Origin of the sequence: Psychrobacter sp. Marseille-P5312, assembly GCF_900291405.1 — a bacterium.
Taxonomy (GTDB): Bacteria; Pseudomonadota; Gammaproteobacteria; order Pseudomonadales; family Moraxellaceae; genus Psychrobacter; species Psychrobacter celer.
The window spans coordinates 1830282-1845144 of the sequence record NZ_OLML01000001.1; the positions used below are offsets into that span (position 1 = coordinate 1830282).

14 protein-coding genes and 1 pseudogene are annotated in these 14863 nt (G+C 47.2%); 13 read left to right on the forward strand and 2 right to left on the reverse strand.

The window, feature by feature from the left end; translation table 11 throughout:
* Positions 1 to 182: 182 nt before the first annotated feature.
* From C6W44_RS07935 to C6W44_RS07980, 10 genes and pseudogenes are all read left to right on the forward strand, one after another.
* A complete protein-coding gene (locus C6W44_RS07935) occupies positions 183 to 1895 on the forward strand; it encodes an acetolactate synthase 3 large subunit (RefSeq protein WP_199774512.1) in 1713 nt (570 codons plus the stop codon).
* Positions 1895 to 2392 carry an acetolactate synthase small subunit gene (gene ilvN / locus C6W44_RS07940; RefSeq protein ID WP_075102296.1) on the forward strand — a complete coding sequence of 166 codons (498 nt, stop codon included), beginning with the start codon at positions 1895 to 1897 and terminating at the stop codon, positions 2390 to 2392. Before C6W44_RS07935 ends, ilvN begins: the two co-directional genes overlap by 1 nt.
* Before the next feature lie 141 nt (positions 2393 to 2533).
* Positions 2534 to 3550: a ketol-acid reductoisomerase gene (ilvC, locus tag C6W44_RS07945; RefSeq protein ID WP_105244921.1), complete on the forward strand. Its 1017-nt coding sequence runs from the start codon at positions 2534 to 2536 to the stop codon at positions 3548 to 3550.
* Between the two features lie 341 nt (positions 3551 to 3891).
* Positions 3892 to 4320 carry a hypothetical protein gene (locus tag C6W44_RS07950; protein WP_075102299.1) on the forward strand — a complete coding sequence of 143 codons (429 nt, stop codon included), beginning with the start codon at positions 3892 to 3894 and terminating at the stop codon, positions 4318 to 4320.
* Positions 4321 to 4706: 386 nt separating this feature from the next.
* Positions 4707 to 4919 carry a cold-shock protein gene (locus C6W44_RS07955; protein WP_071003179.1) on the forward strand — a complete coding sequence of 71 codons (213 nt, stop codon included), beginning with the start codon at positions 4707 to 4709 and terminating at the stop codon, positions 4917 to 4919.
* A 211-nt stretch (positions 4920 to 5130) separates the two neighbouring features.
* Complete coding sequence (locus C6W44_RS07960) at positions 5131 to 5694, forward strand: DUF421 domain-containing protein (protein WP_105244922.1); 564 nt, start codon at positions 5131 to 5133, stop codon at positions 5692 to 5694.
* 471 nt (positions 5695 to 6165) lie between these two features.
* Positions 6166 to 6915, forward strand: coding sequence for an electron transfer flavoprotein subunit beta/FixA family protein (locus C6W44_RS07965; protein ID WP_075102301.1), 750 nt, complete (start codon positions 6166 to 6168; stop codon positions 6913 to 6915).
* Positions 6916 to 7070: 155 nt separating this feature from the next.
* A complete protein-coding gene (locus C6W44_RS07970) occupies positions 7071 to 8003 on the forward strand; it encodes an electron transfer flavoprotein subunit alpha/FixB family protein (RefSeq protein ID WP_105244923.1) in 933 nt (310 codons plus the stop codon).
* Positions 8004 to 8279: 276 nt separating this feature from the next.
* Positions 8280 to 8840 carry a hypothetical protein gene (locus C6W44_RS07975; protein WP_105244924.1) on the forward strand — a complete coding sequence of 187 codons (561 nt, stop codon included), beginning with the start codon at positions 8280 to 8282 and terminating at the stop codon, positions 8838 to 8840.
* A gap of 21 nt (positions 8841 to 8861) precedes the next feature.
* A pseudogene (locus tag C6W44_RS07980) lies at positions 8862 to 9488 on the forward strand (cupin-like domain-containing protein); the annotation flags it as partial.
* 128 nt (positions 9489 to 9616) lie between these two features.
* Here C6W44_RS07980 and C6W44_RS07985 read toward each other — a convergent pair.
* Positions 9617 to 10417 carry a TrmH family RNA methyltransferase gene (locus C6W44_RS07985; RefSeq protein ID WP_105244926.1) on the reverse strand — a complete coding sequence of 267 codons (801 nt, stop codon included), beginning with the start codon at positions 10415 to 10417 and terminating at the stop codon, positions 9617 to 9619.
* A gap of 100 nt (positions 10418 to 10517) precedes the next feature.
* Positions 10518 to 11501: a class 1 fructose-bisphosphatase gene (locus C6W44_RS07990; protein ID WP_105244927.1), complete on the reverse strand. Its 984-nt coding sequence runs from the start codon at positions 11499 to 11501 to the stop codon at positions 10518 to 10520.
* A gap of 394 nt (positions 11502 to 11895) precedes the next feature.
* On the opposite strand from C6W44_RS07990, the gene C6W44_RS07995 reads away from it, so the two are divergent.
* From C6W44_RS07995 to C6W44_RS08005, 3 genes are read left to right on the forward strand one after another with little or no spacing between them, the layout of a single operon-like run.
* Positions 11896 to 12969 (forward strand): aspartate carbamoyltransferase catalytic subunit, encoded by a 1074-nt coding sequence (locus tag C6W44_RS07995; RefSeq protein ID WP_105244928.1) that lies wholly within the window; start codon positions 11896 to 11898, stop codon positions 12967 to 12969.
* A gap of 60 nt (positions 12970 to 13029) precedes the next feature.
* A complete protein-coding gene (locus C6W44_RS08000; protein ID WP_413772318.1) occupies positions 13030 to 14241 on the forward strand; it encodes a dihydroorotase in 1212 nt (403 codons plus the stop codon).
* The gene (locus tag C6W44_RS08005; protein ID WP_227526390.1) at positions 14234 to 14782 is read left to right on the forward strand and encodes a DUF2127 domain-containing protein; all 549 of its coding nucleotides are present in this window, start codon (positions 14234 to 14236) and stop codon (positions 14780 to 14782) included. The genes C6W44_RS08000 and C6W44_RS08005 overlap by 8 nt, the downstream gene beginning before the upstream one ends.
* The last annotated feature ends 81 nt before the right edge of the window (positions 14783 to 14863 follow it).

Sequence of the window (14863 nt, forward strand, 5' to 3'; positions counted from 1 at the left end):
TCACACCAGTCGGTAATGGTTTTTATTATAAAACACCGCAATTCTCGCCGCAAAAAAAGGTGATGACAGTGACGCAAACCACGCAAAGTCCGAATATGACCGGACATACCCAGACGGGTAATGCCGCAAAAAACTTCGAAGAAAAACAGCAACGTCTTGCAGAGGGTAGTGCGCAGCCAGTGATGCTATCTGGTGCTGAGATGTTGGTGCAATCGCTGACCGATGAAGGGGTTGACTATATTTTTGGTTACCCAGGTGGCGCGGTACTTCATATTTATGATGCTTTGTTTCAACAAGACGCCATTGAGCATATTTTGGTACGTCATGAGCAGGCCGCAGGTCATATGGCAGATGCCTATTCACGCGTGACAGGCAAGACAGGGGTGGTGCTCGCCACCTCAGGCCCTGGTGCGACCAACACGGTGACGGCCATCGCAACCGCCTTTATGGATTCAGTTCCGATGGTGGTGATTTCAGGTCAGGTGCCAAGCAGCTTGATTGGTGAAGACGCTTTCCAAGAAACAGATATGGTTGGGGTATCACGCCCTATCGTCAAGCACAGCTTTCAGGTGCGCCATGCCAGCGAAATCCCGATGATCGTCAAAAAAGCCTTTTATATCGCCCAGTCTGGACGCCCAGGTCCTGTGGTTATCGATGTGCCAAAAGACATGACGGCTCCTAGTGAAAAGTACGCTTACGAGTATCCTGCTGAGGTATTCTTGCGCTCGTATCAGCCATCACAAAAAGGCCATAGCGGTCAAATCAAAAAAGCGGTTGAGACCCTATTATCAGCGCAGCGCCCTGTCGTCTATGCTGGCGGCGGTGTGATTTGGAGTAAGGCCCACGCAGAGCTGACCGATCTTGCTCATCGTTTAAACTTACCTGTGACCAATACCTTGATGGGGCTTGGCACCTTCCCAGGCTCCGATCGTCAGTTCTTAGGTATGCTAGGTATGCATGGCACTTATGAGGCCAACATGACCATGCACCACGCGGATGTCATCTTGGCAATTGGCGCACGCTTCGATGACCGCGTGACCAATAACGTCAAAAAATTCTGTCCAAATGCGACGATTATCCATATCGATATCGATCCGGCTTCCATTTCTAAGACGATCAATGCCCATATTCCAATCGTCGGGGATGTCAAGGCGGTCTTGACAGATATGCTAGGTATCATCGGTGATGACAAAGAGCTTGAGCAGCACGCCTTGCAAGATTGGTGGTCACAAATCAACGAGTGGCGTACGCGTCATGGCTTGCGCTACGATACCAGTACCGATGAAGGTATCAAGCCGCAAAGCGTCGTCCAAGCACTGTGCAAAGTGACAGATGGCAAAGCCATTATCACCAGTGACGTCGGTCAGCATCAGATGTTTGCCGCTTTGTATTACACCTATGATGAGCCGCGTCAATGGCTAAACTCAGGTGGTCTTGGCACCATGGGTGTAGGACTGCCTTATGCAATGGCGGCCAAGCTTGCAAGGCCTGAGCGCGATGTGGTGTGCATCACTGGTGAAGGCTCTATTCAGATGAATATCCAAGAGCTATCGACTTGCTTGCAATACAATCTACCTGTCAAAATATTAAACCTAAACAATGCTCAGCTGGGTATGGTTAAGCAGTGGCAAGACATGCTGTATGAAGGCCGTCACGCACAGTCTTATATGAATTCACTACCAGATTTTGTGAAGTTGGCAGAGAGCTATGGTCACGTCGGTATCAAAATCACCGATCCTGCGACGATGGAGGCTCAGTTGGCCGAAGCCATGGCAATCAAAGACAGACTGGTATTTATCGATGTTTATGTCGATCGTCATGAGCATGTATATCCAATGCAAATCGCGGGTCAATCCATGCGTGATATGTGGTTAACAAAAGGGGAGCGCACCTAATGCAACAACAACATCTGATTTCGGTATTGATGGAAAACGAAGCGGGTTCGTTGTCGCGGTTGGTCGGCTTGTTTTCCCAGCGTGGCTATAACATCGAGACGCTAAACGTCGCGCCCACTGATGACCCAAGTATCTCGCGTCTGACCGTGACGACCATTACCTCACCTGAGCGAATCGAGCAAATCACGAAACAATTGCATAAATTAATCGAAGTGGTTAAGGTACTGAATCTGACGGATAATGTCCATGTCGAGCGTGAGCTGATGCTGATCAAAGTGCGCGCGACTGGCAGCGTACGCGAGGAAATTAAGCGTAGTGCTGATATCTTCCGCGCACAAATCGTGGATGTGACATCCAATCTATATACCATCCAAATCGTCGGTGATAAAGCCAAGCTCGACGGCTTTATCGATGTGATTGGCCGCGAGCGGATTATGGAAGTGGTTCGCTCAGGCGTCATCGGTATCGCACGTGGAGAAAAAACCCTAAGTCTTTAGTCGGCAGTAGTGACTAATACTGTAAACAATGTAGTTTATTATCAACAGCGCGCTCATCTTAGCCCACACTCTACGAGAATGGTTGAAGTAGGAGCGCTTACTATCCATGGCACGCCATGATTGAGGAAAAGGACTCTATTTATGAACGTTTATTATGATAAAGATTGTGATCTATCGATTATCCAAGGCAAAAAAGTGGCCATCATTGGCTACGGCTCACAAGGTCACGCCCACGCGCTGAACCTACAAGACTCAGACGTCGATGTCACCGTGGGCCTACGTGCCAACTCGGGATCATGGAAAAAAGCTGAAAATGCTGGTCTAAAAGTCGCTGAAGTCGAAGAAGCGGTAAAAGCGGCCGACGTTGTCATGATTTTGACGCCTGATGAGTTCCAAAAAGAGCTTTATAATGAAGTAATCGAACCCAACATCAAAGAGGGCGCTACCTTAGCTTTCGCGCACGGTTTTGCCATTCATTACAACCAAGTAGTGCCGCGCGGTGATCTTGATGTCATCATGGTCGCACCAAAAGCGCCAGGTCATACTGTTCGCTCAGAGTTCACCAAAGGCGGCGGTATCCCTGATCTTATCGCAGTTTACCAAGACGCATCCGGTCAAGCCAAGCAGTTGGCGCTATCTTATGCAGCAGGCGTGGGTGGTGGCCGCTCGGGTATCATCGAGACGACGTTTAAAGATGAGACAGAAACCGATCTATTCGGTGAGCAAGCAGTGCTTTGTGGCGGCGCAGTAGAGCTGGTCAAAATGGGCTTTGAGACGCTAACTGAAGCAGGTTACGCGCCAGAAATGGCCTATTTTGAGTGCTTACATGAGCTAAAGCTTATCGTCGACCTCATGTATGAAGGCGGTATCGCTGACATGAACTACTCAATCAGTAACAACGCTGAATACGGCGAATACGTCACTGGTACAGAGGTCATCAACGAGCAATCACGTGAAGCCATGCGCAATGCCCTAAAACGCATCCAGTCTGGTGAGTACGCGAAAATGTTTATCTCTGAAGGCGCGACCAACTACCCATCAATGACTGCCCGTCGCCGTAACAACGCTGAGCATCAAATCGAAATCACTGGTGCCAAACTGCGTGCTATGATGCCATGGATCGGTGGTAACAAGATCATCGATAAAGACAAAAACTAAACCAAAGCACTAAGCCTACGCTTACTTATAAGTAGCTATACGCGCTATCTTTATACTGGCTGCGTGAGACAAACCCATGTTATCAATAGATAGCGTGGGTTTTTTGTAGGTGGGTATGGGCTAAGAATACATGATATGGGTTGAAAAACAAAAAACGCTACCCAATATAGGCAGGCATTACGGTCTTAATTATGGTGGCTAATAGTGATGATAATCGGTGCGTATAGCAGTTAGCTGCCGCGCATTTTTTGTTGATGGTTGCCGCCATCAGTATTGTGTTTTTTTGTCTTTGTCTTATTGTCGCAAAGTGCTTCTTTTTTCTAGAATACAGGTTGTCTGTTGTGCAAATATCTTATCCTGACTGGCTAACGCCGCAATTCGTTTACATTACTCTGAGCGCTGTGGTAGCAGTTTTGATTTGGATAGAAGGGGAGATGCTCAAAAAAACAGACGGCAAACTGCCCAAATCAAAGTTTTTTCAGATCAGCTCATTATTGGATACATCGTGGTTTTTTGTCTCTGTCGTCATGCTTTATGCCATAGACCTAACGCCACTGGCCATTACCGTCCCAGCGGCCTATGGTATCTATACCACCTTTGGCTGGGTCTATGGCACACGCCTGCTCAAACGTAAGGGTATTCCAGACTCACCGCAGGATCTGGTGGTTCCGGCCAAATACATCGCTTATAGCCAGTCGTTTTCATTGATATTTTTTGCGCTTTGTTTATTGGTACTAAGTGCGCCATGGCTCCCGATATCGCAGGGGTAGGGAGCTATTTAGTTATCTCGTTAGAAAGATGATTAGAAGAATAAAAGGATGGCCAAGTAAAAGTAACGTCAATCGTAACGAAAGCAGTTGATGTTATTATTGATAATTCCTTTGTTATCAAATTATTATGTTGTATCAGTACTGCCGGTGATCATTGGTTTTTATTCCTCATAACTATTTACAAAAATCATCAATTTAAGCTGTTGCCGTTAGGAAAAGCTGTTATAATCGGCTTGTACCCAGAGGATTTAAAGCAATAACTTTGCTTTATTTAACAGGAGCTTGGTGGTTTTTGCCAGTCCGCTGCAACAAAAGTCATTTGGGTATATATCAATTAATCGGTGACGACACCAGTCTCGCCAACAGTTAAAGAGTTAGGAAAATTTATGTCAGATAAAGTTGAAGGCACTGTAAAGTGGTTTAATGAAGCTAAAGGTTTTGGTTTTATCGCTCAAGACAACGGCGGACAAGACGTATTCGCTCACTACAGCGCCATCCAAGGTAGCGGTTTCAAAACTCTAGCCGAAGGCCAAAAAGTGTCGTTCATCTTAGGTGAGGGCAAAAAAGGTCCACAAGCTGAGCAAATCGAAGCACTATAATCTCTTTTCTGTTTGGGCGCACTGATGTTCAGTACGCTCGATGACAGTTAGAGTGACGATATGCATAAACTTTTTGTTTATAAAAACAATAAAAATACTGTTTAGACTTTAAAAAAAAGCAACCTCTTATCAGGTTGCTTTTTTTGTGGGGTTTGTTTTTCGGTTATTTGCGATATAGGATTGATTGAGAATAGCGATATAAGGTTGATTTATGAAGTGGCAGACATGGTTTTCGATCGATTGGCAGCAGCTGGTGGGCATATCTTTATCTGCTGCGGGGTTTTATGTGGGCTTGATGCTCTTTACTCGCTTGATGGGGCTGCGCAGTTTTTCAAAACTATCTAGCCACGACTTTGCCATGACGGTTGCTATCGGTAGTATTTTAGCCTCTACGGTGTTGTCTGATTCGCCATCACTGATGCAGGGTCTATTTGCTGTGGCGGTGTTATTTGTCATGCAAGGGCTGATTTCTATGATCAGGCGTAAGGTCAAACCACTCAAATCGTTGATTGACAATAAAGCTATTATATTGATGGCTCACGGCGAGTATTTTGCAGACAACTTGGCCGAGGCAAATTTAAGCACCAGTGATGTACAAGAAGTGCTGCGCAAAAACGGCCTAAAGTCCAAGACAGAAGTGTTTGCGGTGATTATGGAGACGACAGGAGACATGAGCGTCATCAAAAACAACGATGTCCCGCCTGACTGGGCGTTGTTTGATGACATACGTGACAGCGAGCTGTTGATGAGACCGAGCCACCATGAGTCAAGCTAAGCTCAGGCTGCTTTGATGAGCAATGGCGTGCCAAACACTGGTAGGGTAAGAAGTCATAACAAAGCCTTAAGCAAGCTGTATGCTAGCAATGCTATAACGGAGTGAAGAATAAAGCTTGAGGTCAAAAAAGGAAGAGGACATCAGGGGGATTGTGCGTTTATAAACTATTTATTATAGAATGGTGACAAATTTATGACGCATTATTCACGGCGTTGTCTTGACCTTGGGCCTGTGCTCACGCAAGATACGTAGGTCTGATAATAGCGGCGGGCTTAGCCTTAGTGGATTTTATTAATAAGAAATATGCGACAAATATGCGTTTTGGTATTGTTTCATCTCTCTTAATTAACTACTATCTATTGACGCAGTATAAACCTTGAGTAGTATTTTGAACGACAGTTTGAATAACCATGAACCTTTGGTTCTTAACTGGCAATTTTTTAATTCATAACATTAATAAACGAGGAACGTATGAAAGCATTAGTAGCGGTCAAGCGTGTCATTGATTACAACGTAAAAGTTCGTGTAAAAGCTGATAACTCTGGCGTTGATTTATCAAACACCAAGATGTCAATCAACCCTTTTGACGAGATTGCAGTAGAAGAAGCAGTTCGTCTAAAAGAAGCTGGCGTCATTGACGAGATTATTGTTGCCTCTATTGGTCCTAAAGAGTCACAAGAGCAGATTCGTGCGGCCTTGGCACTGGGTGCAGATCGTGGTGTTTTAGTATTGACTGACGACAAGCCATACCCTCTACAAGTCGCTAAAATCCTAAAAAATATCGCCGAAAGCGAAAGCACCGATATTATTCTTTTGGGTAAACAAGCGATCGATGATGACAACAACCAAACAGGTCAGATGCTGGCGGCATTGATGGGTATCGGTCAGGGCACCTTTGCATCAGAAGTAAAAGTCGAAGGCGATAAAGTAAACGTCACTCGCGAAATCGATGGCGGCTTGCAGACGGTTGCGCTTGATTTGCCAGCAGTCATCACCACTGACTTGCGTTTGAATGAGCCACGTTATGCCAAATTGCCAAACATCATGAAAGCGAAGAAAAAACCGCTTGATGAAAAAACGCCAGCTGATTTTGGTGTAGATATGGCATCTAAGCAAGAGATTATCAAAGTCGTACCACCTGCTGAACGCAAAGCTGGTATCACAGTGGGCTCTGTTGATGAGTTGGTCGATAAGCTAAAAAATGAAGCAAAAGTAATCTAATGTCTCAATGACTGGATACTTCGCGGCGGCACATTGTGTACAAGGCTACGTCTATAAAGCTGCGTCTATAAAGACAAGTCATAGGGCCATATAGACCACGTTGTACACAAACCCCTTCATTAATCGATGATACGAACAAATAAAGGATTAAAACAATGGCAATTTTGGTATATGCAGAACATGACAATGCCAGTCTAAAAAAGGCAACTTTAAACACCATCGCAGCAGCAAAACAAATGGGCGATGACGTTCATGTATTGGTCGCAGGTAGCGGCGCGCAAGCAGTCGCTGATGAAGCAGCAAAAGCTGAAGGCGTGACCAAAGTATTACTGGCAGACAACGCAGCATATGAGCACCAATTAGCAGGTAATGTGGCTCTATTGGTTGCTGATGTGGCCGGCGATTATAGCCATATCGTTGCTGCAGCGACCACCACTGGCAAAAACTTTATGCCACGTGTGGCCGCATTGCTAGATGTGAGCATGCTCTCTGAAATCTCAGCAGTCGTAGATGCGCAAACCTTTGAGCGTCCTATCTATGCTGGTAACGCGACCGCTACCGTGAAAACATCAGAAGATAAAGTGGTCGTTACGGTTCGTACCACAGCGTTCGATCCAGTAGCTGCTGAAGGCGGCTCGGCGACGGTTGAGACTATTGACAGTGTGCAAGAGACGGGCAAAGCAAGCTTTGTCAATGAAGAGATGGCGCAATCTGACCGTCCTGAGCTGACGTCAGCGAGTATCGTTGTCTCTGGTGGCCGTGCATTGGCAAACGGTGAGAACTTCACCAAATACATCGAGCCATTAGCTGACAAGCTAGGCGCTGCGGTTGGCGCATCACGTGCCGCTGTGGATGCAGGCTATGTACCAAACGATATGCAGGTCGGTCAAACCGGTAAGATCGTTGCGCCGCAGCTATATATCGCAGCTGGTATTTCAGGTGCAATTCAGCATTTGGCCGGTATGAAAGACTCTAAAGTCATCGTGGCGATCAACAATGACCCAGAAGCGCCAATCGCTAGCGTTGCTGATTACTTCTTAGAAGCAGATTTGTTTGAAGCGCTTCCTGAGCTAACCAGCAAAATCTAAGCTTATATGACTAAGCACTTGTCTGTGCTTATACATAGTTAATGGTAAGTTAAAGGCCTTCGGTTTCTTGGATCGGAGGCTTTTTTATGAGTGTTTTATCACAACTGCAAAAGACGATAATGTCGTGATGATTGGCTGATAACATGCTATGTTATACGGCTGAGAGGTAACGATAGCAGTGATGACGCTGTCTATCAATGGTTTCATAAATCAAAGGCTTTATAAAACCAAAGCATCAATCAAGGTACGAGTAATCTAAAGGATTAGAAGATACCAATGAGTGCAGCACTAAATACGGCAACAGCTTTGCCCCAAGAGTGGCAAGAGTGGGTAATGACCAATATCATGCGCGGCGTACAAACAGATGCCATCATCGACACCCTAAAAAACCATCGCTTTTCTGATGCTCAGATCAAAGCTGCGTTAAGCGACGAGCCAGAGCTGGCAGCGAATGAGAGCAAGCAGACCATACGCAAGCTGCCAAATAATTGGAAAGAGTGGGTCGCTAGCAATTTGCTTGCAGGAACGAGTAAGGCGGGCATAGTTAAGACGCTGGCGCAACAAGGGTTTAGCAGCGCTGAGATTGCGCTAGAGATACAAACCGCGAGCAAAAGCCCTTATCTACGAGCAGCGGCAAAAACCGCTCAGACCCTCAAAAAACGTGAATGGCTACTTGCGACTTGTGACCACCTCGCGCGGTTAGATCCTGGCTATAATCAGCAGCTTGATGTCATCGATACGCCGGCTTTTGAGGAGTTTATTAAAAACTACTACAGCAAGCACAAACCCGTCGTGCTCCAAAACGGCATCGAGCATTGGCCAGCGCTCAAAAAATGAAGCCCACAATACTTTGCTGAGGTCTTGGGCACGGCTGAGATTCAAGTACAGTTTGACCGTGAAAGTGATGCGTTGTTTGAACGCCATTCTGATAAATACCGCAAATCGATGCGCATGTCTGAGTTTGTCGATATGATAGAAAATGATGGCGAAAGCAACAATTATTATATGACTGCCAACAATACACAGCAAAATGTCGATGCCATCAAGTCTGCATTTGCCGATATTGGGGATTTTGGAGACGGCTATCGCCAGCTTTTCGCTGATGATCCAGCCTTTAGCACGTATTTTTGGATGGGACCAAAAGGTACCTTTACGCCGTTACACCATGATTTGACCAATAACATGCTGGTGCAAATCTATGGCCGCAAAAAAGTCACCTTGATTCCAGCGTGGCAAGTGCCATGGATGTACAACGATTTGCATGTCTATAGTGAAGTGGATTTTCCTAATGTGAATCTAAAAACTCACTCGCTAATGCAGCATGTCACGCCTGTTGAGGTGACGATTGCGGCAGGCGATGCGTTGTTTATTCCGATTGGATGGTGGCACTGCGTGAAAGGATTGGATAAGTCCATTAGTATCAGCTTTACCAATTTCAATGCACCGAACAGCTATGCAGAAGGCTTTAAAAAAGCACAGGGCTGAGTGGCATCATAAAGGTTTTTCGGTTTTGTGACTTCAACGAAAAAGGACCGATAACCCACTGCGTTATCAGTCCTTTTTATGCGTATCTCGAAAGCTGAGGCACGCGTTTTAGCACAAAGACAGGTGGGCTAAAGGGTAGCGTATTTTCGTTGACGTAATGTCTCATATAGGCATAGTGAGCCTGCGATGGCGACGTTGAGGCTTTCTTGACCATTGGGCTGTGGTAGGGCAATGGGCGTGGCGCATTGCATCAGCTCGGCAGACACCCCTTGACCCTCATGACCCATAATCCAAGCGATAGGCTGGGTCAAATCGTGCTGATAAATAAGCGTATCAGTGTGGGAGCTGGTGGCAAATAACGGCGCTTGTACATGATCTAAAATGTCTTGAATACTCAAGCCTTCATAGATATGTAGGGCAAACTGTGCGCCCATACCTGCTCGCAAGGTCTTAGGCGACCAAGCCTGCGCCGTCGCGCTGGTACATAAAACATGAGGGATACCAACCGCTGCTGCTGTGCGTAGCAAGGTGCCCACATTGCCACTGTCTTGTACGTCATTGAGGATCAAACAATCCTCTGCAAGCATCGGTAAGCTGGGCGTGGGTATGGTAATCAGCGCCATGATGTCGATACCCGTACCAAGACTACGAATACTCTCGTACAGCGAGTCTGATAGCGTTATGATCGGCGTATGACTTGGTAGGCGTGTCAATAGTTGCCCAACCTCAGGATGCGTATGCGCTGATTCAGCCAGCAGGATTTGGGCAAACGGATAATCACTACGCAATGCAGCATCAATCAGATGTACGCCTTCGAGTACGGTCTGGCTGTGTTTTTTGCGCTGGCGGGCTTGCGTCAACAAACCTTTGACCAGCTTGACGGTATTATTCTTATCTGAGGTAATCAGCTCGGTGGGATTTGCTACCATAATAGATCGCTTAGAGAAAAATATAAGTGAAGCAATCAGGATAAGGTGCGATTAAACAAAACAAGCGTTATCCTGATTGCGATAAACCGATGGGTGAAGCTTATGAGTGAGCGTGCTGTACGTGCAAGTCTTTGACATAGTTGACTTCGTTTTTGCTGCCTAATACCACCGGCACACGCTGGTGAATGTCAGTCGGCTCGATATCCAAAATACGGTTGATGGCATCTGTCGCCGCGCCGCCTGCCCGCTCAATCAGCAAACTCATCGGATTGGCTTCATACATCAAACGCAGCTTACCTGCCTTGTTAGGGTATTTGGTGTCGAACGGATAAGTAAAGAGACCACCGCGGCATAAAATGCGATGAACATCGCCGACCATTGCAGCGACCCAGCGCGTATTAAAATCACGGCCGCGAACGCCCGTCTTGCCCGCGATAAGCTCATCGATATATTGCTGCATCGGCGCCAGCCAGTAGCGATAGTTTGAGCTATTAATAGCATATTCGCTGGTATCGGCGGCGATTTGCACATGGTCATTGATAAGAATATAGTCGCCACTGTCTGGGTCTAGGCTAAACATAACCACATTATCAGCGATGGTCAGTGCCAGCACCGTAGAGGTGCCATATAGCAAGTAACCGGCTGCCAGCTGCTTATTGCCCGCTTGCAAAAAGTCACTGTTTTCGCTGTTCTGCCCTTGACGCTCATACGGTAAGATAGAAAAAATGGTGCCAACCGCCATGTTGATGTCGATGTTTGATGAGCCGTCGAGCGGGTCAAACAACACCAATAGGCTGCCATTTGCATTGGCAGGGGTGGTATCATCTAACTCTTCTGAGGCGACGCCTGCGCAGTGAGTGTTTTTTGCTAAGGCGTCTAGCAGTAAGTCATTGGCCAGCACGTCTAGCTTTTTTTGCTCTTCGCCTTGGACGTTTTGATTGCCCGCTTCGCCCAAGATATCGGCGAGCGCGCCTTTTTTGAGCAGCCCAGAGATGGTCTTGCCCACCTCCGTCACGGTGGTGATTACGTCGCTAAGCGCAGGGTCTTTAGCATGCGCGTCTAGATAATTTGCTAAGGTGCTCATAAGGCTTCCTGATAAGTTATATGAAGAGATAAAATAAAAAACGGATCATGATAAAAAGATGTCGTGGCCATGGCTCAACGGCTAAGCAAATTTTGAAATAGCTGATAGCGCGTCTTTGTCCTGACCATAAAATCAGCTACACTATGTGCATTGTTAATGATTTATGGTTTGACTCGGCGGCGTCCTGAAGGCGACAAGATATCTCACCGATAAGACGCTTGTGTCATTAGGGTAAATTGTAGCAAATAAGCGCTAAAAAGTCCCCGTGTCTGCCCATGCCAGCACCAAATGATCGAATAAAAACCAATAAAGACTGACGGGCTGTGTATTATGGTCGTATCTTATACAGTCCTTTATATAACCTCATATCAACTCACAATAAAGACGTGTCCTTATGCCAAACTCTATCGATAGTTCCTTAACGCAGTCGGTCTCACCCACTGATTATGCCAAGTTTGACCCCAATACCATTCATCAAAGGCTCAATAGCTCATTGAGTCGTCCGCAGCTCAATGCAGACAATCGTATTCGTCACTTTTTGGGCGTAGAGGGACTCAATAAGGCTCAGCTGCAAGCAATCATCGCCAAAGCAGAGACTTTTTTTGATGAAAATGGGCAATTGATTAACCGTCCTGAGCTTGACGGCTATACGGTGATGAACTTATTTTTTGAACCATCGACGCGTACCCGTACGACCTTTGAAGTGGCCGAAAAACGTCTTGGTGCCAATGTGCTCAATATCGATATCGAACGCTCTAGTACCAAAAAAGGCGAGAGCCTACGCGATACCTTGTGGAATCTGCAAGCCATGACGGCAGATATCTTTGTGGTGCGCCATTCGGCCTCGGGTGCAGCGCACTTTATGGCGACAGAGGTGACGCCTGATATTGCTATCATCAATGGTGGGGATGGCTGGCATGCGCATCCGACTCAAGGTATGCTCGATATGCTGACGATTCACCGCGAAGCACCGCGGCCGTTTGAGGCGCTATCAGTAGCCATTATTGGTGATATCAAACACTCTCGGGTAGCTCGCTCGGACATCAGTGCGCTGCAGACCTTAGGCGTAAAAGACATTCGTGTCTGCGCACCGCGTACCTTACTGCCAAAAGGTATTGAACGGTATGGTGTCAAGGTCTATGAAGACATGAATGCGTGCGTCAGCGATTGTGATGTCATCATGGGCTTGAGAATTCAAAATGAGCGTATTGGCTCGCCGCTACTGGCATCATCTAGCGAGTACTACAAACATTATGGCATCACCCCAGAGCGGGTGGCATTGGCCAAGCCTGATGCCCTCGTCATGCACCCAGGGCCGATGAACCGCGGGGTAGAGATTGCCTCAAGCGTGGCTGATGGCGCTCAGTCGGTCATCTTAAAGCAGGTGAATAATGGTATTGCGATTCGTATGGCGGTGTTGGCATTGGCCATGGAAGGTCAGCGCGCCCATCAGGCGTCTCGCCTATAAAGCCCAAACGATTATTTTACTCTTTTTTATTTTCATTTTATCGATACGGTAATAACGCTCATGTCTACTACACTCAATACAGATGCGCCGATATTTGACCACCTGCCGGCCGCCATCAAACAATCATTACCAAGCACTGTCTATGATAAGCTCGCAAGCTTAGAGGCGGGGCGCGAGATGTGGCTGCTCCCACCATTGGTCGATCTGTGCGCGCGTTTGCGCGAGCCAGGTCAGCAGCAGCATGGCACCTTACAGTCAGAAGGGTCGGCGGCGCGTGGCAATGGGTTTTTGCATGTGGTCATTCCGCCTGACACGACCCCCATTTTAGAAAACGGCTCATTATTAAAAGGCCTACGTGAGCGTGCGCTGAGCGATGGTGGCATTCATTTGCATATTTTAGGCGCATTGACAGCAGGTCTAGAAGGTGAGCGCCCTTCTAACATCGCTGGCCTAAAAAAAGGCGGCTGCATCGCGGTTTCTAATGCGCGCAGACCCTTTAGCAATGATCTGGTGCTGCTACGTACGCTTGAGTACGCGGCCACGTTTGGTATGAAGGTATTCTTTTATCCCAATGAGCCAAGTCTGGCGGGAGAAGGGGTGGCGCATGAGGGCTATATTGCATCTTATCATGGCTTACAAGGTATCCCGTGGATCGCTGAGACAGTCGCTTTGTCTACGCAGCTGCTGATGGTGGAAGAAACAGGCATTGCCGCCCACTTTAGCCAGCTGTCTTGCAAGTCTTCGATTGAGCTGATGCGCTGGGCAAAAGATAAGGGCTTGCCTGTCACGTGTGATGTGGCCATGCATCAGCTTTATTTGACCGATGATAACTTGGAAGGTTTTAACGCCCAAGCGTATGTGCTGCCGCCGCTGCGTAGTAATACCGATCAGCAAGCCATCCGCCGTGGCCTAAAAGACGGGACCATCGATGCCATCTGTAGCCATCATGAGCCACTCAATAGCACCGCCAAAAAAGCCCCGTTTGCTGAGAGCACCCCTGGTATCTCAAACTTTGATACCTTTATGGCGCTGGCTTGTCAGCTGGTACACGACGAGGTCTTAACGCTCGAGCAACTGGTAGATAAAATCTGTCTCAATCCTGCTAAAATCGCAGGCATCAGTGAGCAATATGAGCACATCGGTGGCGCGGTATTGGTCGATCCTACACTAAAATGGCAAGTCACCAAGGAGTCTATGCTCTCAAATGGCAAAAACACGCCATTCTTTAACCAGCAGTTGCAAGGCCGCGTCGTGGAGACTTTCTTTGGCTAATCTGCCTCGATCAGATGATCGTTTGCCGCCATCTATCGAGGATGGCTCTTCTCATGCGCCCCACCGATCACACAAGTCGGCGAGCACCGCCAGTGAATCTATCAAAGCAGTGGCCATCTATGAGGTGGTCAAAGGGACGGGGGCTATTCTTGGCGCTGGGGCGTTATGGTCATGGCATGCAAGCCTTGAGTACTGGCTAAGCCATGCAAATGACGCTTGGCAGCAAAGCTTCGGTCAGCTGCTAGCGCCGCAGATCGAAAGTGCGGTGCGCATTGCCCAGCAGGCCAGTAAAAACTGGCCCATGTTTTTGCTACTGATCGTTGCGTACGCCAGCTTGCGTTTTTTGGAGGCGTATGGCTTGTGGCAAGATAAGACATGGGCGTATTGGTTTGGTGTGCTGGGCTATGGCATATTTATACCTATCGAGATTTACTATTTGCTAGCCCGCCCGTTTGATTGGTTTAAGCTTGCGATACTGATCTCAAATATCGTTATCGTGTTTGTGGTTTATCGCAATATGAAACAAAAGGGGTTGATATAACGATTTTATTTAGCCCATCAACTCAGTAGTACCGTCAAACATAGTCGAGTCCAAGTAAAACAGATACATGGCTATCAAGTC

What these genes read in the sequence shown, in the direction of transcription:
- C6W44_RS07935 (WP_199774512.1), top strand. Translation starts at nt 183, where the DNA reads ATGCTATCTGGTGCTGAGATGTTGGTGCAATCGCTGACCGATGAAGGG.
- ilvN (WP_075102296.1), top strand. Translation starts at nt 1,895, where the DNA reads ATGCAACAACAACATCTGATTTCGGTATTGATGGAAAACGAAGCGGGT.
- ilvC (WP_105244921.1), top strand. Translation starts at nt 2,534, where the DNA reads ATGAACGTTTATTATGATAAAGATTGTGATCTATCGATTATCCAAGGC.
- C6W44_RS07955 (WP_071003179.1), top strand. Translation starts at nt 4,707, where the DNA reads ATGTCAGATAAAGTTGAAGGCACTGTAAAGTGGTTTAATGAAGCTAAA.
- C6W44_RS07960 (WP_105244922.1), top strand. Translation starts at nt 5,131, where the DNA reads ATGAAGTGGCAGACATGGTTTTCGATCGATTGGCAGCAGCTGGTGGGC.
- C6W44_RS07965 (WP_075102301.1), top strand. Translation starts at nt 6,166, where the DNA reads ATGAAAGCATTAGTAGCGGTCAAGCGTGTCATTGATTACAACGTAAAA.
- C6W44_RS07970 (WP_105244923.1), top strand. Translation starts at nt 7,071, where the DNA reads ATGGCAATTTTGGTATATGCAGAACATGACAATGCCAGTCTAAAAAAG.
- C6W44_RS07975 (WP_105244924.1), top strand. Translation starts at nt 8,280, where the DNA reads ATGAGTGCAGCACTAAATACGGCAACAGCTTTGCCCCAAGAGTGGCAA.
- C6W44_RS07985 (WP_105244926.1), bottom strand. Translation starts at nt 10,417, where the DNA reads ATGGTAGCAAATCCCACCGAGCTGATTACCTCAGATAAGAATAATACC.
- C6W44_RS07990 (WP_105244927.1), bottom strand. Translation starts at nt 11,501, where the DNA reads ATGAGCACCTTAGCAAATTATCTAGACGCGCATGCTAAAGACCCTGCG.
- C6W44_RS07995 (WP_105244928.1), top strand. Translation starts at nt 11,896, where the DNA reads ATGCCAAACTCTATCGATAGTTCCTTAACGCAGTCGGTCTCACCCACT.
- C6W44_RS08000 (WP_413772318.1), top strand. Translation starts at nt 13,030, where the DNA reads ATGTCTACTACACTCAATACAGATGCGCCGATATTTGACCACCTGCCG.